Genomic DNA, 23,370 nt, shown 5'->3' with positions numbered 1-23,370 from the left:
GGGCACGCGCGCGGGCCCGCCCCGAACTTTCGCCGGGAACCGTCCGGATCAGCCGAAGACGGCGAGGCTCTTGGCCTTGCCCCGCTGGTCCTCCACGAGCGCGAGCAGCGTCCCCTCGGGACCGAAGACCGCGACCGGACCCGCCGGGTACTCCGGCATCTCCAGGCGGACGCCGTTGAGCAGCAGCTTGGCCCGCTTCTCGTCGACGTCCCACCGGGGGAACGCCGCCGAGGCCGCGTCGGCGACCGGCATGACCGTGAGCTCCGCCTGGAGCTGGTCGAGCGTCTTCGCCGAGTCCAGCTTGTACGGACCGACCCGGGTGCGGCGCAGCGCCGTCAGATGGCCGCCCACGCCGAGTCCCGCGCCGAGGTCCCGGGCGAGCGCCCGGATGTACGTACCGGAGGAGCAGACGACGGAGACGACCAGGTCGACGACGGGGGTGCCGTCCTCGGCGGTCGCCTCACGGACGTCGTACACCTGGAAGGAGGAGACGGTCACCGGGCGGGCCGGGATCTCGAACTCCTCACCGCCGCGCACGCGCGCGTACGACCGCTTGCCGTCGATCTTGATCGCGGAGACCTTCGACGGCACCTGCATGATGGCGCCGGTCAGCTCGGCGACGCCCGCGTCGATGCCCTCGCGGGTCACCCCTGAGGCGTCGACGGAGGCCGTGATCTCGCCCTCGGCGTCGTCGGTGACCGTCGTCTGCCCCAGGCGGATGGTGCCCAGGTACTCCTTCTCGGTCAGCGCGAGGTGACCGAGCAGCTTGGTCGCCCGCTCCACACCGAGGACGAGGACGCCGGTGGCCATGGGGTCGAGCGTGCCGGCGTGGCCCACCCGGCGGGTCTTCGCGATCCCGCGCATCTTGGCCACGACGTCGTGCGAAGTGAAGCCCGACGGCTTGTCGACGATGACAAGGCCGTCGGGCGTGGTTGCTGCGTTGCTCATTCGGCGGCTTCGTCCTCGCCCGGCTTCTTGTAGGGGTCGGCCTCGCCCGCGAAGGCGGCGCCCGAGGACGCCTCCCGCACCTGGGCGTCCGAGGCCCGCGCCTTGTCGAGGAGGTCCTCGATCGTCTTGGCGTTCTCCGGGAGGGCGTCGGCCACGAAGGCCAGGGTCGGGGTGAACTTGGTCCCCGCCGCGCGGCCCACGGCCGAACGGAGGATGCCCTTGGCGCTCTCCAGGCCCGCCGCGGCACTCGCCCGCTCCTCGTCGTCGCCGTAGACCGTGTAGAAGACCGTGGCCTCCCGCAGGTCGCCGGTGACACGGGTGTCCGTGATGGTCACGTGCGTGCCCAGGCGGGGGTCCTTGATGCCGCGCTGCAGCTTCTCGGCGACCACCTCCTGGATGAGGTCTGCCAGCTTCTTCGCCCGCGCGTTGTCGGCCACTGGTCCTTCTCCTTCTTTGCCTTGCTCAAATCAGTCTTCATCAGTGTGGAGCCTGCGGCGCACCGAAAGCAGCTCCACCTCGGGACGCGCGGCGACGAGCCGCTCGCACCGGTCCAGTACGTCGCTGAGGTGCCCCGGCTCCCCCGACACCATCGCGACGCCGATCTCGGCCCGCCGATGGAGGTTCTGGCCGCCGACCTCCGCCACGCTCACCGCGAATTTGCGCTGGAGCTCGGCCAGGATCGGCTTGACGACGGAGCGTTTCTCCTTCAACGAACGTACGTCGCCGAGGAGCAGATCGAAGGACAGTGTCCCCACATACATGTATGTCCGGATGTCCCGCCGGTTCGGGTTCGGTGTGCCCGCCGACCACTCGGCGGGGACACCGAAACCGTACACGCAACGGCCGGGGCCGATCGACGGAATACTTTCCGCCGACCGGCCCCGGCTCACTGCTGCGATCGGACGCGATCAGGCGCGCGGCTTCTCGCGCATCTCGTACGTCGCGATGACGTCGTCGATCTTGATGTCGTTGAAGTTTCCGAGGTTGATACCGCCCTCGAAGCCTTCGCGGATCTCGGTGACGTCGTCCTTGAAGCGGCGCAGACCGTGGATCGTGAGGTCCTCGGCGATGACCTTGCCGTCGCGGACGAGACGCGCCTTGGTGTTGCGCTTGACCTCGCCGGAGCGGATGAGGACACCGGCGATGTTGCCCAGCTTGGACGAGCGGAAGACCTCGCGGATCTCCGCCGTACCGAGCTCGACCTCTTCGTACTCCGGCTTGAGGAGGCCCTTGAGCGCCGCCTCGATCTCCTCGATCGCCTGGTAGATGACCGAGTAGTACCGGACGTCGACGCCCTCGCGCTCCGCCATCTGCGCGGCACGGCCGGCCGCACGGACGTTGTAGCCGATGACGATGGCGTCGGAGCCCATGGCCAGGTCGATGTCCGACTCGGTGACCGCACCCACACCGCGGTGCAGGACACGGATGTCGACCTCTTCGCCGACGTCGAGCTGGAGCAGCGAGGCCTCGAGAGCCTCGACCGCACCGGACGCGTCGCCCTTGATGATGAGGTTGAGTTCCTGGACGAGACCGGCCTTGAGCACCTTGTCGAGGTCCTCGAGGGACACCCGGCGGACGCGCTTGGCGAAGGCGGCGTTGCGCTCACGCGCAGCGCGCTTCTCGGCGATCTGACGGGCCGTACGGTCCTCGTCGACAACCAGGAGGTTGTCGCCGGCACCCGGCACGTTGGTGAGACCGAGCACCAGGACGGGAGTCGACGGGGTCGCCTCCTCGACGTTGTTGCCCTTGTCGTCGAGCATCGCCCGGACACGGCCGTACGCGTCGCCGACCACCACGGTGTCGCCGATGCGCAGCGTTCCGCGCTGGACCAGGACGGTCGAGACGGCACCGCGACCGCGGTCGAGGTGGGACTCGATCGCAATACCCTGCGCGTCCTGGTTCGGGTTGGCCCGCAGGTCGAGCGAGGCGTCCGCGGTGAGGACCACGGCCTCCAGCAGGGAGTCGATGTGCAGACCCTGCTTGGCGGAGATGTCGACGAACATCGTGTCGCCGCCGTACTCCTCGGCCACCAGACCGAACTCGGTCAGCTGACCGCGGACCTTGGTCGGGTCCGCGCCCTCGACGTCGATCTTGTTGACCGCGACGACGATCGGGACGCCGGCGGCCTTGGCGTGGTTGAGCGCCTCGATCGTCTGCGGCATGACGCCGTCGTTGGCCGCGACCACGAGGATCGCGATGTCGGTCGACTTCGCACCACGGGCACGCATGGCGGTGAACGCCTCGTGACCCGGGGTGTCGATGAAGGTGATGCGACGCTCTTCGCCGTTGACCTCGGTACCCACCTGGTAGGCACCGATGTGCTGGGTGATGCCGCCGGCCTCGCCCGCGACGACGTTCGTCTTGCGGATCGCGTCGAGAAGTCGGGTCTTACCGTGGTCGACGTGACCCATGACGGTGACGACCGGCGGACGGGAGACCAGAGCCTCTTCGCCGCCCTCGTCCTCGCCGAACTCGATGTCGAAGGACTCGAGGAGCTCGCGGTCCTCTTCCTCCGGCGAGACGATCTGAACGGTGTAGTTCATCTCGTCGCCGAGCATCGACAGCGTGTCGTCGGACACGGACTGCGTGGCCGTGACCATCTCGCCGAGGTTCATCATCACCGCGACGAGCGACGCCGGGTTGGCGCCGATCTTCTCGGCGAAGTCGGTGAGGGACGCACCGCGCGACAGGCGAATGGTCTCGCCGTGGCCGCGAGGCAGCATCACGCCGCCCACGGACGGGGCCTGCATGGCCTCGTACTCCTGGCGCCTCTGACGCTTCGACTTGCGACCGCGACGCGCGGGACCGCCGGGACGACCGAAGGCGCCCTGCGTGCCACCACGGCCACCCGGACCGCCGGGACGGCCACCGAAGCCACCGGGACGACCGCCGAAGCCGCCGCCACCGCCGCCGGGACCACCCGGACGACCGCCGCCGCCACCGGGACCACCGGGACGACCGGCGAAGCCGCCGCCGCCACCGCCGGGACCGGCCGGACGACCGGCGAAGCCGGGACGACCGCCGCCACCGCCACCGCCGGGACCACCCGGACGGCCGCCGGGGCCACCGGGACCGCGGCCACCGCCGCCGCCAGGACCGGGACGCGGGCCGGCAGCGGGACGCTGCGGCATCATGCCCGGGTTCGGACGGTTACCGCCGGGCGCGCCGCCCGGACGGGGAGCCTGCGGGCGAGGCATGCCACCGGGGGTCGGACGAGCGCCGCCCTGACCCTGCGGACGCGGAGCGCCACCGGGGCCACCCTGCGGACGCGGGGCGCCCGGAGCGGCACCGGAGCCGCCGGGACGGGGAGCGCCGCCACCCGGACGCGGCGACTGCGGCCGCGCCATTCCGGTGGAGCCACCCGAGGTGAAGGGGTTGTTGCCCGGACGGGGACCGGCCGGACGGGCACCGCCCGGACGCGGAGCGCCCTGGCCCTGCGGACGCGGGGCACCCTGGCCCTGCGGACGCGGCGCGCCCTGACCCGGACGGGCCGGACGCTCGCCGGCGGGACGAGGTGCCTGGGCGCCGCCGGAGGGGCGCTGACCGGCGGCGGGAGCCGACGGGGGCGCGGTGAACTCGGGGGCGGCCGGAGCCGGGGTGACCGGCTTGGGCGCGGGCTTCGGGCCCGGGCGGGGGCCCGAGGCGGCCGGAGCCTGAGAGGGGGTGCTGCTCGCGGCGGGCGCGGCCGGAGTGACCGGGGCCGGCGCCGCAGGCGCGGCGGGGGCCGGCTTGGGGGCCGGGGCGCCGGGCTTCGGGGCAGCGGGACGAGCCGCGGCGGCCGGAGACGGCGCCGCGGGGGAGGGCGCCGCCTTGCGGGGCGCGCCGGGCTTGGCAGCGGTCTTGCCGGCGTTGCCGCCGGGACCCTGCAAAGCGTCAGTCAACTTGCGCACGACCGGCGCCTCGATCGTCGAGGACGCCGAACGGACGAATTCACCGAGTTCTTGGAGCTTGGCCATGACGACCTTGCTCTCCACACCGAACTCCTTGGCGAGTTCGTATACCCGGACCTTAGCCACTTTGCTCCTTTGTGAGGTCCGGGTTACCGCCGGACCGTCGCTACTTCATGGGCGTACTCATCGCGTACTCATCGAGTGCTCATCGCAATCTCGACCTACTTCCAACTCGCGAGGTACCTGACCGCACGGTGTTCCGTGCCGTACTTCTTGTTCACTGCGGTGCCGGCTGTTCGACGTGATGACGTAGTTCCGCTGTTTCGAGCGGGCCCTGGACCTTGAAGGCCCTCGGGAACGCTCGGCGGCGGACCGCCAGATCGAGACAAGCCACGACGGGGTGCAGGTACGCACCCCGGCCGGGCAGCGTACCGCGATGATCAGGAACGCACTCGTCCTTGCTCACCACGATCCGCAGCAGATCGCTCTTGGCCGCTCGCTCCCGGCACCCCACACAGGTTCGCTCAGGGCACGCGCAGGCATGCGTCCGGCCAGACACGATTAAGTCTACCTCCCCGTACCGACCTCACCTGTTTGGGGCAAGAATCGAACAGCTGTTGGCCAAAAACGGTCTCAGTCCTCGGGACCGTTCAGCTCCGTGTCCGGGCGGATGTCGATCCGCCAGCCGGTGAGGCGCGCGGCCAGGCGGGCGTTCTGGCCCTCCTTGCCGATCGCCAGCGACAGCTGGTAGTCCGGCACCGTCACCCGCGCGGAGCGGGCGGCCATGTCGACGACCTCGACCCTGGAGACCCGGGCCGGGGAGAGCGCGTTCGCCACCATCTCGGCCGGGTCGTCCGACCAGTCGACGATGTCGATCTTCTCGCCGAGGAGCTCCGCCATCACGTTGCGGACACGGCTGCCCATCGGGCCGATGCAGGCGCCCTTGGGGTTCAGGCCCGAACGGGTGGACCGGACGGCGATCTTGGTGCGGTGACCGGCCTCACGGGCGATCGCCGCGATCTCGACCGAACCGTCGGCGATCTCCGGCACCTCGAGGGCGAAGAGCTTCTTCACCAGATTGGGGTGGGTACGCGAAAGGGTGACGGACGGACCGCGCACACCCTTCGCCACCCGGACGACGTACGTCCGCAGCCGCAGACCGTGCGTGTAGTCCTCGCCCGGCACCTGCTCCTGCACCGGGAGAATGGCCTCCAGCTTGTCGTCCAGCCGGACCAGGACGTTCTTCGGGTCCTTGCCCTGCTGCACCACACCGGCGACGACATCGCCCTCACGGCGCGCGTACTCACCGAAGGTCACATCGTTCTCGGCGTCGCGAAGACGCTGCTGGATCACCTGGCGGGCGGTGCTCGCGGCGATCCGGCCGAAGTCCGACGGGGTGTCGTCGAAGTCCTTGGGCTCCTGGCCCTCCTCCAGCTCGGAGGGGTCTTCCTTCGCCCACACCGTCACGTGACCGGTGTGCCGGTCCAGCTCCACGCGCGCGTGGCGGCGGGCGTCGGGAGTGCGGTGGTACGCGATGAGGAGGGCCGACTCGATCGCCTCGACCAGCAGGTCGAAGGAGATCTCCTTCTCATTCGCCAAGCCCTTGAGCAGCTTCACGTCGATGTCCACGGCTACGCCTCCTCTTCCTTCTTGTCCTTGCGGTTGAACTCGATCTCGACACGCGCCTTGACGATGTCGGCGAACTCGACCCGGCGGGCGGTGGGCTTGCGCCCCTTCACGCCCGGCACTTCGAGGTCGAGGCCGTTCTCGTCCACGGCGAGAATCCGTGCGACCAGTTCTTCGGTCTCGGCGAACTGCAGCTTGACCAGACGACCGGTGGCGCGCACGTAGTGGCGGTACTGGGTCAGGGGGCGGTCGGCGCCGGGAGAGCTGACTTCGAGGACGTACTCGCCCTCGCCCATCGCGTCGGTCTCGTCGAGCTTCTCGGAGATCGCGCGGCTCAGCTCGGCACAGGCGTCCAGCTCCACGCCCTCGTCCGAATCGACGACGATCCTCACCAGTCCACGACGGCCGGCCCGGGACACCTCGATCTCTTCCAGATCCAGGTCCTTCGCGTGGACCAGCGGCTCCACGAGTCCGCGCAGCCTGTCGCTCTGGGTGGTGCTCATCCGGGTGACTCCTCGGCCGCGTGTGCTGTTGTGGGTTCGCCGCGTGTTCGTCGCGTGTCAGACCAAAGGGTATCCGGTCCCGGAGGGTGTTGCCGTCCACCGCCCCGGGGGCCGCGGGTACGCTCGCCTGCGGTGATCCGGACGATCTTCGACGACGTACCACGGCCGAGGGAGAGAGTGTGACGACGACGGGCAGGCGCGCACTCCTGACGGCGGGGATCTCGGCCGCCGCCGCGGCGGCACTGTCGGGCTGCACCTCCGAGGAGCCCGCCCCGAGGAAGCCCTCCGCCGCCGAACGGGAGGCCGAACGGGTGGCCCGCGCCGAGGCGGCCCTGCGGCTGCGCTCCGTGACCGCCTCCAGGACCCTGCTGGAACGTTACGACGCCGCCCTCGCCGCGCACCCGGCCCTCGGCCCCCGGCTGAGCCCGCTGCGGCGCTCGGTGGCGGCGCACACCGAGGCCCTCGGCGAGGGCGGTACGACGGTACGGCCCGCCACGGCCGCCCCCACCGACCCGGCCGCCCCGGCCAAGGCCTCCGCGAAGCCCACGGTCTCCCCCGCGCCCGTGCCGGCGCCGGTGGCCACCGACCCCCGGGCGGCCCTCAAGGAGCTCGCGACGGCCGAACGCACCGCCTCCGACGCGCACACCGCCGCGCTGCTCACCGCCCCGCCCGAATACGCCCGGCTGCTCGCCTCCGTGGCCGCCGCCGGCGCCGCGCACGCCTATCTGCTGACCGAAGGAGCACGGGCATGAGCGCCCTCGACGCGACCCAGGCCGCACTGGCCGCCGAGCACGCCGCGGTGTACGGGTACGGGGTCGTCGGCGGCCGGATCGGTACGGAACGACGGGCCGAGGCCACCGCCGCGTACGAGGCCCACCGGGCACGCCGGGACGCGCTGCGCCGGACCGTACGCGACCTCGGCGGCACACCGGTGGCGGCGGCGGCCGCGTACGAGCTGCCGTTCCGGGTCGCGGACCCGGCCGGCGCCGTACGACTCGCCGCCGTCCTGGAGGACCGGGTGGCCGGGGTCTACTCCGACCTCGTCCGGGCCTCCGAGGGTCCCCGGCGGCGCGAGGCGGCCGCCGCGCTCAGGGAGGCGGCGGTACGCGCCGTCCGCTGGCGCGGCAGCGACGTAACCTTTCCTGGGCTCGCCGAGCGGGTGTGAGTCCGGCCCCGACCGAAGGAACAACGTACGCATGGGTTTCGAACCGCCGCAGCGACTGGTCAGGACGCTCGGTGAGACGTACGGGGACGCCGTCGCGGCCGAGTGGCTCGGAAAGCTGCCCGAGCTCGCCGGACAGGTGCTGGACCACGCGTCCCTGGAGACCGAACGGGTGATGGCACCCGGCGGACGGAGCAGCCTGGTCGTGCTCGTCCGCCGGCCCGACGGCTCCCCCGCCGCGCTCAAGATCGCTCCCCCGTTCGCCCGGCCGGACCGGGAACGGGACGCGCTCGCGCACTGGAACGGCTGGGGCGCGGTCCAGCTCCTCGACACCGCCGAGGAGGACGCGCTCGTCCTCGAACGGCTGCACCCCGAGGTCTCCCTCCGCTCCCTGCCGGAGGCGAAGGCGCTCCTGGAAGCGGCGGGAACCGTACGCAAACTGTGGGTCGAGCCCGCGCCGGAACACGACTTCGAGACGGTGACCGAGCGGACGGCCCGGCAGACCGAGGCCATGGCCCCCCACCTGTCCGATGCGGCGACCGCCGAGCTGACGGCGGCGGCGCTCGCCGCCCGCGAGGAGCTCGTGACCGCCTCCGCCGAGTCGCTGCTGCTGCACGGGAACTTCCGGCAGGGCAAGGTGCTCGCCGGTGACCGGGCGCCCTGGCTGGCCGTCGGCCCGGAACCGCTGGTCGGCGAGCGGGCCTACGACCTGGCCCGGCTGGTACGGGACCGGGTCGAGGACCTGGTCGCCGCCTCCTCGGGCGCCTCGGCGGCCCGGCGGCGGGTCAACAAACTGGCGGACTCCCTGGACCTGGACCGGGAGCGGCTGCGCGGCTGGACCCTGTTCCGCGCGGTCGAATCGGGGACACGGGCGCTGACGGCGGGGCGCCGGCAGGATGCCGAGCTGCTCCTGGAGTTCGCGAGCTGGCTGTAAGGGAATACCCTTTTTGTACCGTTCGGCTCAAGTGCAGGGGGCCGTGATGATCGAAGAACTGCTGATGGCGGCGGCCGGCGCGGCCGCGGCGACCGCCGTGTACGCGGGCGCGGCGGCACGCGTCGTGAAGCAGTACGAGCGAGGCGTCGTCTTCCGCTTCGGGCGGCTGCGCGACGACGTGCGATCGCCTGGATTCACGATGATCGTGCCGGTCGTCGAGCGCCTGCACAAAGTGAACATGCAGATCGTCACCATGCCCGTTCCCGCGCAGGAGGGCATCACCCGGGACAACGTGACGGTACGGGTCGACGCGGTCGTGTACTTCAAGGTGGTCGACGCGGCGGACGCGCTGGTGCGGGTCGAGGACTACAAGTTCGCGGTCTCCCAGATGGCGCAGACCTCACTGCGGTCCATCATCGGCAAGAGCGACCTCGACGACCTGCTGTCCAACCGCGAGAAGCTCAACCAGGGACTCGAGCTCATGCTCGACAGCCCGGCGATGGGCTGGGGCGTCGCCATCGACCGCGTCGAGATCAAGGACGTCTCCCTGCCCGAGACCATGAAGCGGTCGATGGCCCGGCAGGCGGAGGCGGACCGTGAACGCCGGGCACGGGTCATCAACGCGGACGCGGAACTCCAGGCGTCGAAGAAGCTGGCGGAGGCGGCGGAGGTCATGTCCGACCAGCCCGCGGCGCTTCAGCTGAGGCTGCTGCAGACGGTGGTCGCGGTGGCGGCGGAGAAGAACTCGACGCTGGTGCTGCCGTTCCCGGTGGAACTGCTGCGGTTCCTGGAACGCTCGACGGCGGGGCCGGTCGCCGGGGCGGGCGCCGACGCCGGCGCCGGCGTCGCGAAGGAGGCGCCTGTGGTGACGACTCCGGTCAGCAACGCGTACCTCAAGGGGGCGGCGCACGCGGCGGAGGGGGTGGAGCCGGTGGAGGACCTGGCGGGCGCGTCGGTCGAACCGACACCACAGGAGGACGGCGCCTGACCCGCCCCGGGCCGCGGGCGCCCGTGTTCCGCCGCGCCACCCCGTTGTGGGCGTTGGTTCCGCTGAGACGGAACCGGAGGTCACAACGGGCGACGTCGCCACCCCGTTGTGGGCAGCTGTTCCGCCGGGCCGGAACGGGCGGACACGACGTGCGTCGTCGCCACCCCGTTGTGGGCAACTGTTCCGCTGGGGCGGAACGGGCGGACACGACGTGCGTCGTCGCCACCCCGTTGTGGGCAACTGTTCCGCTGGGGCGGAACGGGTGGGCACAACGGAACGTCGCCCCTTGCCGGGCCCAGGCTTCCGCGCCGTAACCCGCACCCGGGGTGCGCCGCACTGTTGCTGCGGGTCCAGGCACAAGGGGCGGACGCGCCGCCAAGCGCGCGTCCCGTGTGCCCACCCGTCCCGCCCCAGCGGGACGATCGCCCACACGGGCAGTGGGTGAGCGGCCGGAGCCGGCGGGCGTGCCCCGCACGGGCGGTGGTCCGAGGCGCGAGCCCCGTGGGCGGGCCCGAACGGCGGCGGGCGGGGGCAACGCGCGCGTGCGCACGCGGTGGCGGGCAAGGGCAGCGCGGGCGTGCCCACGCGGTGGTGGGCCTGGCCGACGTGGGCGGGCCTACACGGCGGTGGCTCCGGCGGGGCAGGCTGCCGTGCCCGCACGGCGGGGGCCGGGGCAACGTGCGCGTGCGCACACGACGGTGGCCCGGGCGGGCGGGCCCGCACGGCGGTGGGCCGGGCGCGTGGGCGGGCCCGGGCGGCGGTGGGGCGGAGTGTGCATGAGCAGCCGCACAGGCGGACTGGCCGCGCGGCCCGCACAGGCGGGAGGGTCGTGCAGGCCGCGCGGGCGGCGTCGTGGTGGGTGCGAGGGGGTGGCCCCGCACCCGCGCGGGGTCAGGCGGTGAGGCGGGTGATCGCCTCGTCGACCGTCATCTCCTCGCGCTCGCCCGTCCGGCGGTCCTTCAGCTCCACGACGCCCTCGCCCGAGCGGCGGCCCGCGACCAGGATCTTCGGGACGCCCATGAGCTCCGCGTCGGTGAACTTGACGCCCGGGGAGACACCCGCGCGGTCGTCGACCAGGACGCGGAGGCCGGCGGCGGACAGCTTGTCGGAGACCTCCAGGGCCAGTTCCGTCTGGAGGGCCTTGCCGGCGGCGACGACGTGGACGTCGGCCGGGGCGACCTCGGCCGGCCAGCAGAGGCCCTTGTCGTCGGCGGTCTGCTCGGCGAGCGCGGCGACGGCGCGCGAGACGCCGATGCCGTACGAGCCCATGGTGACGCGGACGGGCTTGCCGTTCTGGCCGAGGACGTCGAGCTTGAGGGCGTCCGCGTACTTGCGGCCCAGCTGGAAGATGTGGCCGATCTCGATGGCACGGTCCAGCTTCAGGCCGGTGCCGCACTTGGGGCACGGGTCGCCTTCCTGGACGACCACGACGTCGACGTACTCGGAGACCTCGAAGTCACGGCCCGCGACGACGTTCTTCGCGTGCGTGCCGTTCTTGTTGGCGCCCGTGATCCACGCGGTGCCGGGGGCCACGCGCGGGTCGGCGATGTAGGTGACCTTCTCCAGGCCCTGGGGGCCGACGTAGCCGCGGACGAGGTCCGCGCGCTCGGCGAAGTCGGTCTCGGTGACCATTTCGACGGTCGCGGGGGCGAAGTGCTCCTCGACCTTGCCCAGGTCGACCTCGCGGTCGCCGGGGACGCCGACGGCGACGATCTCGCCGTCGACCTTCACCAGGAGGTTCTTGAGCGTGGCGGAGGCCGGGACGCCGAGGGAGGCGGCGAGGGTCTCGATGGTCGGGGTGTCGGGGGTGGGGATCTCCTCGGCGGCCGGGACGGCGGAGCCGTCGACCGTCTGCAGCTCGTAGGAGATCGCCTCGGTGTTCGCCGCGAAGTCGCAGTTCGGGCAGTCGGCGAAGGTGTCCTCGCCGGCCTCGGCCGGGGCGAGGAACTCCTCGGACTTCGAGCCGCCCATGGCGCCGGCGGTGGCGGCGACGATGCGGTAGTCGAGGCCGAGGCGCTCGAAGACGCGCTGGTAGGCCTGGCGGTGCAGGGCGTAGGACTGGGCGAGGCCCTCGTCCTCCGTGTCGAAGGAGTACGAGTCCTTCATCAGGAACTCGCGGCCGCGCAGGATGCCGGCGCGGGGGCGGGCCTCGTCGCGGAACTTGTTCTGGATCTGGTAGAGGATGACCGGCAGGTCCTTGTAGGACGAGCACTGGTCCTTGACGAGGAGGGTGAAGATCTCCTCGTGCGTCGGGCCGAGGAGGTAGTCGCCGCCCTTGCGGTCCTGGAGGCGGAAGAGCTCGGCGCCGTACTCGTCCCAGCGGCCGGTCGCCTCGTAGGGCTCACGCGGCAGCAGCGCGGGGAGGGTGACCTCCTGGGCGCCGATGGCGTCCATCTCCTCGCGGACGATGCGCTCGATGTTGGTGAGGACCTTCTTGCCCAGGGGCAGCCAGCTCCAGATGCCGGCGGCGGTGCGGCGCACGTATCCGGCGCGGACGAGGAGCTTGTGACTGAGGACCTCGGCGTCGGCCGGGTCGTCGCGCAGCGTCTTCGCCATCAACTGGGACATGCGCTGGACCGGTGCGTTGGCCATGGTTCTCGTACTCCTGCCGGGACTGACGGTGATGGCCCCGAGGTTAGCCGGGTGGCCCCTGGTCGGAGAAATCAGTTCCGGCGCTTGAGCGGCAGGGGTGCGCCCATCACGGCGTACGGGCGGACGGCGCTCGGGAAGTGCACCTGGCGGGCGAGGTCCTCGTAGCCGAGGGAGCGGTAGAGGCCGCGGGCCGGGCTTTCGGTGTCGATCGCGGAGAGGATCGAGCGTGGTTCGGCGGCCCCGTCGGTGATGGTGGTGATCAGTTCGCGGCCCAGGCCGCGGCCCTGGTGGGCGGGGTGGACGTGGAGTTCGGTGATCACGAAGGAGTCCTCGAGCCAGTCGGCGGTGCCGGTGGCGCGCAGGTACGACTCGACGACGGTGGACCACCAGTGGGTGCGGTCGTTGGGCATCCCGTACACGAATCCGACGAGCTTCCCCTCGGGGGTGGTGGCCCCGTAGGCACGGGCGCCGGGGCTCAGCAGGTGGCGCAGCACGATGTGGCGGCGTACGGCGATCTCGTCGTCGTCCAGGCCGAAGGCGAGCGCCTGCACGGCGAGCGCCTCGTCCACCCGGGCGGCGAGATTGACCGGTCCGATCATGACTTCTGCGTCATCCATGCGGCGCACCCTACAAGCGGCCGGGGCCTCAGAACAGCACGCTCATGAAGGCGCCGGTCTCCTGGAAGCCGACGCGGCGGTAGGAGGCCCTCGCCGGGGTGTTGTAGTCGTTCACGTACAGGCTGACGAGGGGTGCGATGTCGGCCAGGGCGTACTGGAGGACGGCGGCCATGCCCGTCTCGGAGAGGCCCTTGCCGCGGTGCTCGGGGGCGACCCAGACGCCCTGGATCTGGCAGGCCTGGCGGGTGGCGGCGCCGATCTCGGCCTTGAAGACGACCTTGCCGTCCTGGATGCGGGCGAAGGAGCGGCCGCTGCCGACGAGTTCGGCGACCCGGGCCTGGTAGAGCAGTCCGCCGTCGTTGGCGAGCGGGGAGACGCCGACCTCCTCGGTGAACATGGCCACGCAGGCGGGCATGATCACGTCCATCTCGTCCTTGCGGACGCGGCGCACCAGCGGATCGGGCGTGACGGTGGTGGAGGGCCCCTCGGCGACCATCAGCGGCTGGCGGGCGCGGACGTCGCGCGCGGGGCCCCAGCTGGGCTCCAGGAGCCGCCACAGCTCGGTGGTGGGCTCGGCGGGGCCGACGATCGAGGAACAGCGGCGGCCGATCCTGCGGGCCCGGTCGGCGAAGGCGCGGACGGCCTCGGGCGTCGCGCAGAGGGGCACGAGGTTGGCGCCGGAGTAGCAGAGGGACCGCAGCCGGCCCTCGCTGTACCAGCCCCACATCTCGCCGCCGAGGCGCCAGGGGTCGAGTCCGGCGACCTGGACGCGGGCGGTCACGAAGGCGTTCTCGACGGGGGCGCTCTCCAGAACGGCGAGGGCGGCGCCGAGGTCGGCGGGTTCGAGGACCCGGGTGGCGGGGTGTGTCAGCACGAAGGGGGCCTCACCGTACGGTTCTGCGTGGTCCCCGCACTTTACCTCTCTCGCCTGTGGCGGGGCCCTGCACGCACGCGAAGCCCCTCCGCCCGTCGGGGCGGAGGGGCTTCGGCGTCGGGGTGCGGGGCTCAGCCGGCGACGGCGACGGACGGTTCGCCGCTGGCGACGCCGTCCTTCTCCATCTGCTCGGCGATCTTCAGCGCCTCTTCGATGAGGGTCTCGACGATCTTCGACTCGGGGACGGTCTTGATGACCTCGCCCTTCACGAAGATCTGGCCCTTGCCGTTGCCGGAGGCGACGCCGAGGTCGGCCTCGCGGGCCTCGCCCGGGCCGTTGACGACGCAGCCCATGACGGCCACGCGCAGCGGGACGGTCATGCCGTCGAGGCCGGCGGTGACCTCCTCCGCGAGCTTGTAGACGTCGACCTGGGCGCGGCCGCAGGACGGGCAGGAGACGATCTCCAGGCGGCGCTGGCGGAGGTTCAGCGACTCCAGGATCTGGATGCCGACCTTGATCTCCTCGGCCGGCGGCGCGGAGAGCGAGACGCGGATGGTGTCGCCGATGCCCTGGGCGAGGAGCGCGCCGAAGGCGACGGCCGACTTGATGGTGCCCTGGAAGGCGGGGCCCGCCTCGGTGACGCCGAGGTGCAGCGGGTAGTCGCACTGGGCGGCGAGCTGGCGGTAGGCCTCGACCATGACGACCGGGTCGTTGTGCTTGACCGAGATCTTGATGTCGCGGAAGCCGTGCTCCTCGAAGAGGCCGGCCTCCCAGAGGGCGGACTCGACGAGCGCCTCGGGGGTGGCCTTGCCGTACTTCTTCAGCAGACGGGCGTCGAGCGAGCCGGCGTTGACGCCGATGCGGATCGGGGTCCCGGCGTCGGAGGCCGCCTTGGCGATCTCCTTGACCTTGTCGTCGAACTGCTTGATGTTGCCCGGGTTGACGCGGACGGCGGCGCAGCCGGCGTCGATCGCGGCGAAGACGTACTTCGGCTGGAAGTGGATGTCGGCGATGACCGGGATCTGCGACTTCCGCGCGATGACCGCGAGGGCGTCGGCGTCGTCCTGGGTGGGGCAGGCCACGCGGACGATCTGGCAGCCGGAGGCCGTCAGCTCGGCGATCTGCTGCAGCGTGGCGCCGATGTCGGACGTGCGGGTGGTGGTCATCGACTGCACGGAGACGGGTGCGTCACCGCCGACGGCCACGGTGCCGACCTGGATCTTCCGGCTCTTGCGCCGCTCGGCGAGCCGGGTCGGGACGGTCGGGATACCGAGAGAAATCGCGGTCATCTTTTGTGCAACCTCAAGGTTGTGCGTCGGCGGGCTCAGGTCTCCGAGGTTACCGCCCCGGGCGCGGGAGGCCGGACACCGATGGGTCCGGCCCCCCTGTGGGCTACGTGATCTTCACCGGGTTGACGAGGTCGGCGGCGAGGACGAGCAGCGTGAAACAGACGAAGACTCCGGCCACCACGTACGCGGCGGGCATCAGCTTCGCCACGTCGAAGGGGCCCGGGTCGGGGCGCTTGAAGATCCGGGCCGTGTGACGGCGTACGGACTCCCACAGGGCGCCCGCGATGTGACCGCCGTCGAGCGGCAGCAGCGGGAGCATGTTGAACAGGAACAGCGACACGTTGAACCCGACGAGCAGGTTCATGAACATCACGAGGATCGTCGAGGGCGGGGCCTCGACGGTCATCAGCTCGCCGGTGATGCGGGCGGCTCCGACGACGCCGACCGGGGAGTCGTCGGCGCGCTCGCCGTCCCCGAAGGTGGCGTCCCACAGGCCGGGGATCTTGCCGGGGAGGGCGATGACCGAGTGGACGCCGTTCTCCAGCAGGTCGCCCATGCGGTCGGTGGTCTCGACGAAGGTGAGGGGCGCGACCTCGGTCTTGGAGGCGAAGCCGAGGTAGCCGGCGGGTCCGTAGTCGAGCGGCTGGACGACCTTGCCGTCCTTGTCCTTCTTCGGCACCTCGTTGGAGACGAGGGTGGGGTGCAGCTCGACCCGCTGCCCGGCCCGCTCGACGGTGACCGTCGCCGGGCCGATGGTGGCGCGGATGCGGTCCGAGAGGGTGTCCCAGTCGCTCACCGGCGTGCCGTTGAAGGCGACGATCTTGTCGCCTTCCTTCAGGCCGGCCTTGAACGCCGGGGAGACGGGGTCGCCCGCCGCGCACTTCTCGCGCTTCTCGCTCTGCTTGATGACGCACTTCTGGACGCCGGCCACCTGCGTCGTCTGGCCCTGGATGCCCAGCGTCATCATCGAGCCGAAGAACAGCGCCACCGCCAGGACCAGGTTCATGAACGGTCCGGCGAACATCACGATCACGCGCTTCCACGGCTTGCGCGTGTAGAAGAGCCGGGTCTCGTCGCCGGGCTTGAGCTCCTCGTACGAGGCCTCCCGGGCGTCCTCGATCATCGACCGCCAGGGCGAGGTGGAGCGGGCCTCGATCTTGCCGTCCTCGCCGGGCGGGAACATGCCGATCATGCGGATGTAGCCGCCGGCCGGGATGGCCTTGATGCCGTACTCGGTCTCGCCGCGCTTCCTCGACCAGATCGTGGGACCGAAGCCGACCATGTACTGCGGCACGCGGATGCCGAAGAGCTTGGCCGTGGAGAGGTGGCCCAGCTCGTGCCACGCGATGGAGACGAGAAGGCCGAAGGCGAACAGCACGATGCCCAGGATGTACAGGACCACTTCGTTCATGCGCGGGCCTCCGCTGTTGCCTTCGCTGCGAGCTCTCGGGCCCGGGCGCGCGCCCAGGTCTCCGCTTCGAGGACGTCCGGCACGGTGAGAGAGGTTCCCGTGGCGGGAACGCCGTGCTCCGTGACGACCGCTGTGACCGTATCCATGATTCCGTTGAACGGCAGCCGTCCGGCGAGAAACGCCTCGACGCACTCCTCGTTCGCCGCGTTGAAGACGGCGGGGGCGGTGCCGCCCAGTTCGCCGACGTGCCGGGCCAGGCCGACCGACGGGAAGGCCTCGGTGTCGAGCGGGAAGAACTCCCAGGTGGAGGCCTTGGTCCAGTCGAAGGCGGGGGCCGCGTCCGGGACCCGCTCGGGCCAGCCGATGCCGATGGCGATCGGGCCGCCCATGTCGGGCGGGGTGGCCTGGGCGAGCGTGGAGCCGTCCGTGAACTCGACCATCGAGTGCACGTACGACTGCGGGTGGACGACGACCTCGATGCGGTCGAAGGGGATGTCGTAGAGGAGGTGCGCCTCGATGACCTCCAGGCCCTTGTTCACCAGGGTGGCGCTGTTCACCGTGATCACCGGGCCCATGGCCCAGGTCGGGTGGGCGAGCGCGTCCTCGCGGGTGACGCCGGCGAGCTCCGCGCGCGTACGGCCGCGGAAGGGGCCGCCGGACGCGGTGACGACCAGCTTGCGGACGTCGGCGCGGGTGCCCGCGGCGAGCGCCTGGAAGAGGGCGGCGTGCTCGGAGTCCACCGGGATGATCTGACCCGGCTTCGCGAGCGCCTTCACCAGCGGGCCGCCGACGATCAGCGACTCCTTGTTGGCGAGGGCGAGGGTCCGGCCGGCTTCGAGGGCGGCCAGGGTGGGTGCGAGGCCGATGGAGCCGGTGATGCCGTTGAGAACGGTGTGGCACGGCGAGGCGGCGAGCTGGGTGGCCGCGTCGGGGCCGGTGAGGAGCTCGGGCAGCGGCTCGGAGCCGTACAGCGCCTTCAGCGCGTCACGCAGCTCCGGCAGCACCTCCTCGCGGGCCACGGCGACCGCGGCGACCTTCAGCTTGTGCGCCTGCTCGGCGAGCAGCGCGACCCGGCCGCCCGAGGCGGCCAGGGCGGTGACCCGGAAGCGGTCGGGGTTGCGCAGCACCAGGTCGATGGCCTGGGTGCCGATGGACCCGGTCGAGCCGAGGACGACGATGTCCCGGCGTCCTTCGGAGACGTCGAAGGCGATATGGGGATCGGCGAGAGGAGAGGGGCGGTCGCTCATGCCCCCCATTCTTGCCGCAAACGCTGTGCGGTCTTCACGGGGGCGGTCTTCACGGGGTGTGGACGAACGTGTCGAAGACCCGGTGGAAGTCGGGGAACGTCTTCTTCACACAGCCGGGGTCGTCGAAGGTGATGCCGGGGGTGCGCAGGGCGGTGACCGCGAAGGACATGACGATCCGGTGGTCGCCGTGGGTGGCGATCTCCACCGGCCCGCTGGGGGTGCCCGGGTGGATCTCGATCCAGTCGGGGCCGGTCAGGACGGTGATGCCGAGGCGGCGCAGGTTCTCGGCGCAGGCGTCGAGGCGGTCGCACTCCTTGACCCGGGTGTTGGCGACGTCCTCGATGCGGACGGGCCCGTCGGCGAAGGGCGCGATCGCGGCGAGGGTCGGCATCGTGTCGGAGATGTCCCGCATGTTGACCGTGAGGCCGCGCAGGGTGCCGGTGGAACGGACGGTGGTGCCCGTCCCGGTGATCTCGACGTCGGCGCCCATCCGGCGCAGTACGTCGACGAAGCCCAGGTCGCCCTGGAGGGCACCGGTACCGAGGCCGGGGACGGTGACCGAGCGGCCGGGTTCCAGGGCGGCCGCCGCGAAGAAGTAGCTGGCGGTGGAGGCGTCGGGCTCGATGCCGTACGTCCGGGCCCGGTAGCCGGTCGGGGCGACCCGGTACGTACGCCCCTCCTGGCGGATCTCGGCGCCGAAGCTCCGCATCATCGCCAGGGTGATCTCGACGTACGGCTCCGAGACCAGGTCGGTGACGGTGATGTCGAGGCCCTCGGCCGTGAGCGGGCCCAGCATGAGCAGGGCCGTCAGGTACTGGGACGACTGCCCGGCGTCGAGGCTGAGCGCGCCGCCCTTCACGCCGTGCGCGTGGACGGCGAGCGGGTGGTGGCCCTCCTTCTCGCCGTGCCGCAGGTCGACGCCGAGGGTGCGCAGGGCCTCCGTCAGCGGGGCGAGGGGGCGCCGGCGCATCTGCGCGGAGGCGTCGAAACGGAAGGTGCCGTGGCCCGCGGCGGCGAGGGTGGGCAGGAAGCGGGCGGTGGTGGCGCCGTCACGGCAGTAGACCTCGGCGGTGTCCGCGCCGGGGCCGGCGGGGCGGCCCTCGATGTGCCAGGCGCCGGGCTCGCGGCGGACGGCGTATCCGAGGGCGGTGAGGCCCTCCGCGAAGCCCTCGGTGTCGTCGGAGACGAGGGGCCTGAGGAGGGTGGTGGTGCCCTCGGCCGCCGCGGCGAGGAAGAGCGCGCGGGCGGTGACGGACTTGGAGCCGGGGATGTCGATGACGGTCACGGGTCCATGGTGCCGGGCTTTCCCCTCCGGGCGGCCGGCGTTCCGCATGGCGGAACGCCGGGTCCGTGCCGGGTCCGTGCCGGGTCCGTGCCGGGTCCGTCCGCGCCGGGCCGCTCGGCTCGTCCCGTGGGCCCGCGCCGTCGGCCCGTCCCGTCGGCCCATCCTGTCGGCCCGTCCCGTCGGCCCGTCCCGTCGGCCCGTCGGCTCGGCCCGTCGGTTCACCCCGTACGTCCCTCGTCCCGCCCGCCCCTCACCCCGAGGTCGTCGGTACGACCGCCACCCCGGTCAGGAACCTGAATTCACCGCCGGAGGAGAGCACCTGCTGCTCCCCCGTCGCCGGGTTCACCCGGAACAGGGTCCCCACGCCGCTCAGGGCCTCGTTGTCGGTGAGCAGCAGGCTGCCGTCGGCCTCGACCGCGAGCGCGCGCGGGCCGACGAAGCCGCCGCCGGAGGCCACGGTGGTCTGGGCCCCGCTGACCGGATCCACCCTGATCACGCCGCCGCCGAAGCCGGCGAAGGCATTGGCGTCGGCGATCAGGATGCCGCCGTCGCCGGCCACGGCCAGTCCGATCGGGCTGCGCAGTTCGCCTCCCGAGGTCACCGTCGTCCGTGCCCCGGTGACCGGGTCGACCCGGACCGTGTGGTCCGGGTCGACCCGGACCACACGGGACGAGAGGTCCTCGCCGCCCACCATGGCCTGTTCGACGACGAGGATCGTGCCGTCCGGGGCCGTGCACAGCTTCACGGGCCGCGGCGGGGTGTCGCCCTCGCCGTCGCCCCGGGACAGGACGGTCTGCTCGCCCGTGGCGGGGTCGACGCGGAGCACCGCGCCGGAACCTCCGGAGAAGGCGTCGGCGATCAGGATGCGGCCGTCGGCCTCGACGGCCACGTCGGCCGGCGCGGCGAACCTTCCGCCCGACGTCACCTCGGTCTGTGTCCCGGTGCCCGCGGGCAGCCGCAGCAGGGCCCCGGTCCCGGGGAAGAACCGGTCCTTGCTGACCAGGACGCTGCCATCGGCCTCCAGGGCGATCCCGCTCGCCCCCTGGAGGTCGCCCGCCACGGAGAGCATGTGCTGCTCCCCGGTCGCCGGGTCGACGCGGAACACCGCGCCGGCGCAGCCGAAGGCCCGGGAGTCGCTGAGCAGGATCGTGCCGGCGGGGAGGCGGTCCTGGGCGGCCATGGCGGCTCCTCGGAAGTGCGGAAGGGGAGGGGGGACGGGCCCCGCCACTGCGGGGCCGGTGAGCGGGGGGCCGGTGAGCGGGGGCCGGTGAGCGGGGGGCCGGTGAGCGGGGCATCCCCCGGGCGGGGCAGGACACCCCCTAGGACGGGCGGCTCTCGATCGGGTCGCCCAGCCGGACCTCGGCCCATTTGGCCGGAGTCCCCTCCCGCGCCTCGACGCACAGGTAGAGGCGGCAGGTCACGGTGTCGTCGCTGAGGGCGGCGAGCTGTCCGAGCCGTCCCGCCTCGGGCAGCCGGGCGGTGGTCTCCGGGGGTTCGGCCCGCAGCGGCACGAGCTCGATCTGCGCGGCCTTCGCGGAACCGAAGAGTCCGCCGACCTCCGCCGCGGACTCGGCGCGGAGACCGACGTCGCCCTGGCTCTGGGCCATGACTCCGGGGCCGTCCTTGCTCTCCCCCACGACTCCCGCGCCGGTCGCCTTCGACACCCCGTGAACGCCTTCGCTGAAGAGCGTCTCGCCCCGCACACCGGTCTCCCCGCGGCCGCGCACACCGCACTGGGTCCCTCTGCCGATCACGCCGATCTCGCCGAAACCGGCCACTCCCGGGGAGTGCGCGCCGGCGTCGCCGACGCCGAGGACGCCCGCGCGTGTCTCCCGTTCCTTGGCCTCGTCCCGGGGGGCCGGCCGGGCGTATCCGGCGACTCCGGTCACCCCCAGTCCGACCAGGCCACTGGTGTCGTCCGGGGCCGTCTCGGCCATCGCGTCGGTGTCCGCCATCGTGGGTCTCCTGGTGTCCCGGTGTTCGTGGAGTTGCTCCACCGACGCCAGGAGCGGCCCCGGACGGCGACCACCGGAGCTGCTCCAAGCGGCCGAGCGACGCGCCGGGCGGTCAGGGGACGCGGCGGTGGACGTCCTCCTCGGTCGAGGGGCCGGGGGTGGCGTCCGCGATCCAGGGGCCGTCGTCGCCCGGGTCGACGATGCCCTCCTCCAGCCAGGTGTAGCGGCCGGCGAGGACCCCGTCGACGACCCGTCGGTCGAGGTCGTCGGTGTTGGACCAGAGGCGCCCGAAGAGCTCCTCGATCCGCAGCCGGGCCTGGTGGCAGAAGGCGTCCGCGAGCTGGTGCGCCTCACGGCCGTGGTCGCCGGTGGTACGGAGCAGTTCGGCCCGCACGCAGGCGGCGCTCATCGCGAAGAGCTCGGCGCCGATGTCGACGATCCGGCCGAGGAAGGCCTGCTTGAGCTCCATCCGGCCCTGCCAGCGGGACATCGCGTAGAAGGTGGAGCGGGCGAGCTTGCGGGAGGTCCGCTCGACGTACCGGAGGTGGACGGCGAGGCCGCCGAACTCCCCGTACGCCCCCGGCCGCTGCCCTGGTCCCGTGACGAGTCCGGGCAGCCAGCGGGCGTAGAAGCCGCCGGCCCGCGCGCCGGCCTTCGCCTTCTCGGAGAGGGACTTCCCGGGGTCGATGAGGTCCCCGGCGACGGAGAGGTGGGCGTCGACGGCCTCGCGGGCGATCAGCAGATGCATGATCTCGGTCGAGCCCTCGAAGATCCGGTTGATCCGGAGATCGCGCAGGACCTGCTCGGCGGGGACCGCGCGTTCGCCGCGGGCGGCGAGCGAGTCGGCGGTCTCGTAGCCGCGGCCGCCCCGGATCTGGACGAGCTCGTCGGCGATGAGCCAGGCCATCTCGGAGCCGTACAGCTTGGCGAGGGCGGCCTCGATGCGGATGTCGTTGCGGTCCTCGTCGGCCATCTGGGAGGCCAGGTCGACGACCGCCTCCAGGGCGAAGGTGGTGGCCGCGATGAAGGAGATCTTGGTGCCGACGGCCTCGTGCCGGGCGACCGGCCCGCCCCACTGCTCACGGACGCCCGCCCATTCACGGGCGATCCTCAGGCACCACTTCCCCGCTCCGGCGCACACCGCCGGGAGCGAGAGACGGCCGGTGTTGAGGGTGGTGAGGGCGATCTTGAGGCCGGCGCCCTCGGCGCCGATCCGGTTCGCCGCGGGCACCCGTACGGAGTGGAGGCGGGTGACGCCGTTCTCCAGGCCGCGCAGGCCCATGAAGGCGTTGCGGTGCTCGACGGTGATGCCGGGCGAGTCGGCTTCGACGACGAAGGCGGTGATGCCGCCGGGGTGGCCTTCCGAGACCGGGACGCGGGCCATGACGACGAGGAGGTCGGCGACGACGCCGTTGGTGGTCCAGAGCTTCACACCGTCGAGGACGTACGCGTCCCCGTCCGGTACGGCGGTGGTGGCGAGGCGCGCCGGGTCGGAGCCGACGTCGGGCTCGGTGAGCAGGAAGGCGGAGATGTCGGTACGGGCGAGCCGGGGCAGGAAGGCGTCCTTCTGCTCCTGGGTGCCGAAGATTTTCAGCGGCTGCGGTACGCCGATCGACTGATGCGCCGAGAGCAGGGCGCCGACGGCGGGGCTGGCGGAGCCGACGAGAGCGAGGGCGCGGTTGTAGTACAGCTGGGTGAGGCCGAGGCCGCCGTACTTCCGGTCGATCTTCATCCCCAGCGCGCCGAGCTCCTTCAGCCCGGTGAGCGTCTCGTCGGGGATGCGGGCCTCGCGTTCGATGCGGGCGCCGTCGATCCGGGTCTCGCAGAAGTCGCGGAGGGACGCCAGAAAGGCCTCGCCGCGCCGGGCGTCCTCCTCGGCGGGGAGCGGGTGGGGATGGACGAGGTCCAGCCGGAACCGGCCGAGGAAGAGTTCCTTGGCGAAGCTGGGCTTGTGCCAGTCACGCTCACGTGCGGCCTCGGCGGTCTGCCGGGCCTCGTGCGCGGTGACCTTGGGCCGCTGGGTGGGGGCGGACATGGACACCTCCTCGG

General features: G+C 72.1%; 21 protein-coding genes. 4 read left to right on the top strand and 17 right to left on the bottom strand.

What is annotated here, in order from left to right; all coding sequences use genetic code 11:
- Nucleotides 1-48: 48 nt before the first annotated feature.
- The 7 genes from truB to rimP form a co-directional block, all read right to left on the bottom strand.
- Nucleotides 49-948: a tRNA pseudouridine(55) synthase TruB gene (gene truB, locus ACH4MY_RS15150; protein ID WP_398002639.1), complete on the bottom strand. Its 900-nt coding sequence runs from the start codon at nt 946-948 to the stop codon at nt 49-51.
- Nucleotides 945-1,385 (bottom strand): 30S ribosome-binding factor RbfA, encoded by a 441-nt coding sequence (gene rbfA / locus ACH4MY_RS15145; protein WP_398002636.1) that lies wholly within the window; start codon nt 1,383-1,385, stop codon nt 945-947. The genes truB and rbfA overlap by 4 nt, the downstream gene beginning before the upstream one ends.
- 30 nt (nt 1,386-1,415) lie before the next feature.
- Entirely contained in the window at nt 1,416-1,709 is a 294-nt protein-coding gene (locus ACH4MY_RS15140; protein WP_398002739.1) for a DUF503 domain-containing protein, read from the bottom strand.
- A gap of 147 nt (nt 1,710-1,856) precedes the next feature.
- A complete protein-coding gene (gene infB, locus ACH4MY_RS15135) occupies nt 1,857-4,964 on the bottom strand; it encodes a translation initiation factor IF-2 (protein WP_398002633.1) in 3,108 nt (1,035 codons plus the stop codon).
- 151 nt (nt 4,965-5,115) lie between these two features.
- Nucleotides 5,116-5,397, bottom strand: coding sequence for a YlxR family protein (locus tag ACH4MY_RS15130; RefSeq protein WP_398002630.1), 282 nt, complete (start codon nt 5,395-5,397; stop codon nt 5,116-5,118).
- A 74-nt stretch (nt 5,398-5,471) separates the two neighbouring features.
- Entirely contained in the window at nt 5,472-6,467 is a 996-nt protein-coding gene (gene nusA / locus ACH4MY_RS15125) for a transcription termination factor NusA (RefSeq protein ID WP_398002627.1), read from the bottom strand.
- Nucleotides 6,468-6,469: 2 nt separating this feature from the next.
- Entirely contained in the window at nt 6,470-6,967 is a 498-nt protein-coding gene (gene rimP, locus ACH4MY_RS15120) for a ribosome maturation factor RimP (protein WP_398002625.1), read from the bottom strand.
- A 179-nt stretch (nt 6,968-7,146) separates the two neighbouring features.
- Here rimP and ACH4MY_RS15115 point away from each other — a divergent pair, with 179 nt between their 5' ends.
- Genes ACH4MY_RS15115 through ACH4MY_RS15100 form a run of 4 tightly spaced genes read left to right on the top strand, consistent with a single transcriptional unit; the run spans nt 7,147 to nt 10,051 of the window.
- Nucleotides 7,147-7,719 carry a hypothetical protein gene (locus tag ACH4MY_RS15115; RefSeq protein WP_398002622.1) on the top strand — a complete coding sequence of 191 codons (573 nt, stop codon included), beginning with the start codon at nt 7,147-7,149 and terminating at the stop codon, nt 7,717-7,719.
- Entirely contained in the window at nt 7,716-8,132 is a 417-nt protein-coding gene (locus ACH4MY_RS15110) for a ferritin-like domain-containing protein (RefSeq protein ID WP_398002620.1), read from the top strand. Before ACH4MY_RS15115 ends, ACH4MY_RS15110 begins: the two co-directional genes overlap by 4 nt.
- Before the next feature lie 31 nt (nt 8,133-8,163).
- Nucleotides 8,164-9,063 carry an aminoglycoside phosphotransferase family protein gene (locus ACH4MY_RS15105; protein ID WP_398002617.1) on the top strand — a complete coding sequence of 300 codons (900 nt, stop codon included), beginning with the start codon at nt 8,164-8,166 and terminating at the stop codon, nt 9,061-9,063.
- A 46-nt stretch (nt 9,064-9,109) separates the two neighbouring features.
- Nucleotides 9,110-10,051: a slipin family protein gene (locus ACH4MY_RS15100; RefSeq protein WP_398002615.1), complete on the top strand. Its 942-nt coding sequence runs from the start codon at nt 9,110-9,112 to the stop codon at nt 10,049-10,051.
- Nucleotides 10,052-10,942: 891 nt separating this feature from the next.
- On the opposite strand, the gene ACH4MY_RS15095 is transcribed toward ACH4MY_RS15100, so the two are convergent.
- The 10 genes from ACH4MY_RS15095 to ACH4MY_RS15050 form a co-directional block, all read right to left on the bottom strand.
- Nucleotides 10,943-12,643: a proline--tRNA ligase gene (locus ACH4MY_RS15095; protein ID WP_398002612.1), complete on the bottom strand. Its 1,701-nt coding sequence runs from the start codon at nt 12,641-12,643 to the stop codon at nt 10,943-10,945.
- 71 nt (nt 12,644-12,714) lie between these two features.
- A complete protein-coding gene (locus ACH4MY_RS15090; RefSeq protein WP_398002610.1) occupies nt 12,715-13,260 on the bottom strand; it encodes a GNAT family N-acetyltransferase in 546 nt (181 codons plus the stop codon).
- Between the two features lie 28 nt (nt 13,261-13,288).
- Complete coding sequence (locus ACH4MY_RS15085; protein ID WP_398002607.1) at nt 13,289-14,134, bottom strand: GNAT family N-acetyltransferase; 846 nt, start codon at nt 14,132-14,134, stop codon at nt 13,289-13,291.
- 131 nt (nt 14,135-14,265) lie between these two features.
- On the bottom strand, nt 14,266-15,423 hold the full coding sequence (gene ispG / locus ACH4MY_RS15080; protein ID WP_386476751.1) for a flavodoxin-dependent (E)-4-hydroxy-3-methylbut-2-enyl-diphosphate synthase: 1,158 nt from the start codon (nt 15,421-15,423) through the stop codon (nt 14,266-14,268).
- A gap of 103 nt (nt 15,424-15,526) precedes the next feature.
- Entirely contained in the window at nt 15,527-16,834 is a 1,308-nt protein-coding gene (locus tag ACH4MY_RS15075) for a M50 family metallopeptidase (protein WP_398002604.1), read from the bottom strand.
- A complete protein-coding gene (gene dxr / locus ACH4MY_RS15070) occupies nt 16,831-18,081 on the bottom strand; it encodes a 1-deoxy-D-xylulose-5-phosphate reductoisomerase (protein WP_398002601.1) in 1,251 nt (416 codons plus the stop codon). Before dxr ends, ACH4MY_RS15075 begins: the two co-directional genes overlap by 4 nt.
- A gap of 49 nt (nt 18,082-18,130) precedes the next feature.
- The gene (gene aroA, locus ACH4MY_RS15065) at nt 18,131-19,366 is read right to left on the bottom strand and encodes a 3-phosphoshikimate 1-carboxyvinyltransferase (RefSeq protein WP_398002599.1); all 1,236 of its coding nucleotides are present in this window, start codon (nt 19,364-19,366) and stop codon (nt 18,131-18,133) included.
- Between the two features lie 250 nt (nt 19,367-19,616).
- Nucleotides 19,617-20,546 (bottom strand): hypothetical protein, encoded by a 930-nt coding sequence (locus ACH4MY_RS15060; protein WP_398002596.1) that lies wholly within the window; start codon nt 20,544-20,546, stop codon nt 19,617-19,619.
- 139 nt (nt 20,547-20,685) lie between these two features.
- Nucleotides 20,686-21,321: a PE-PGRS family protein gene (locus ACH4MY_RS15055; RefSeq protein ID WP_398002594.1), complete on the bottom strand. Its 636-nt coding sequence runs from the start codon at nt 21,319-21,321 to the stop codon at nt 20,686-20,688.
- Nucleotides 21,322-21,433: 112 nt separating this feature from the next.
- Nucleotides 21,434-23,356: an acyl-CoA dehydrogenase family protein gene (locus tag ACH4MY_RS15050; RefSeq protein ID WP_398002592.1), complete on the bottom strand. Its 1,923-nt coding sequence runs from the start codon at nt 23,354-23,356 to the stop codon at nt 21,434-21,436.
- Nucleotides 23,357-23,370: the final 14 nt, after the last annotated feature.

Origin of the sequence: Streptomyces sp. NPDC017246 (assembly GCF_044331325.1) — a bacterium.
Classification (GTDB): domain Bacteria; phylum Actinomycetota; class Actinomycetes; order Streptomycetales; family Streptomycetaceae; genus Streptomyces.
This window is presented reverse-complemented; position numbering and strand designations above follow the sequence as displayed.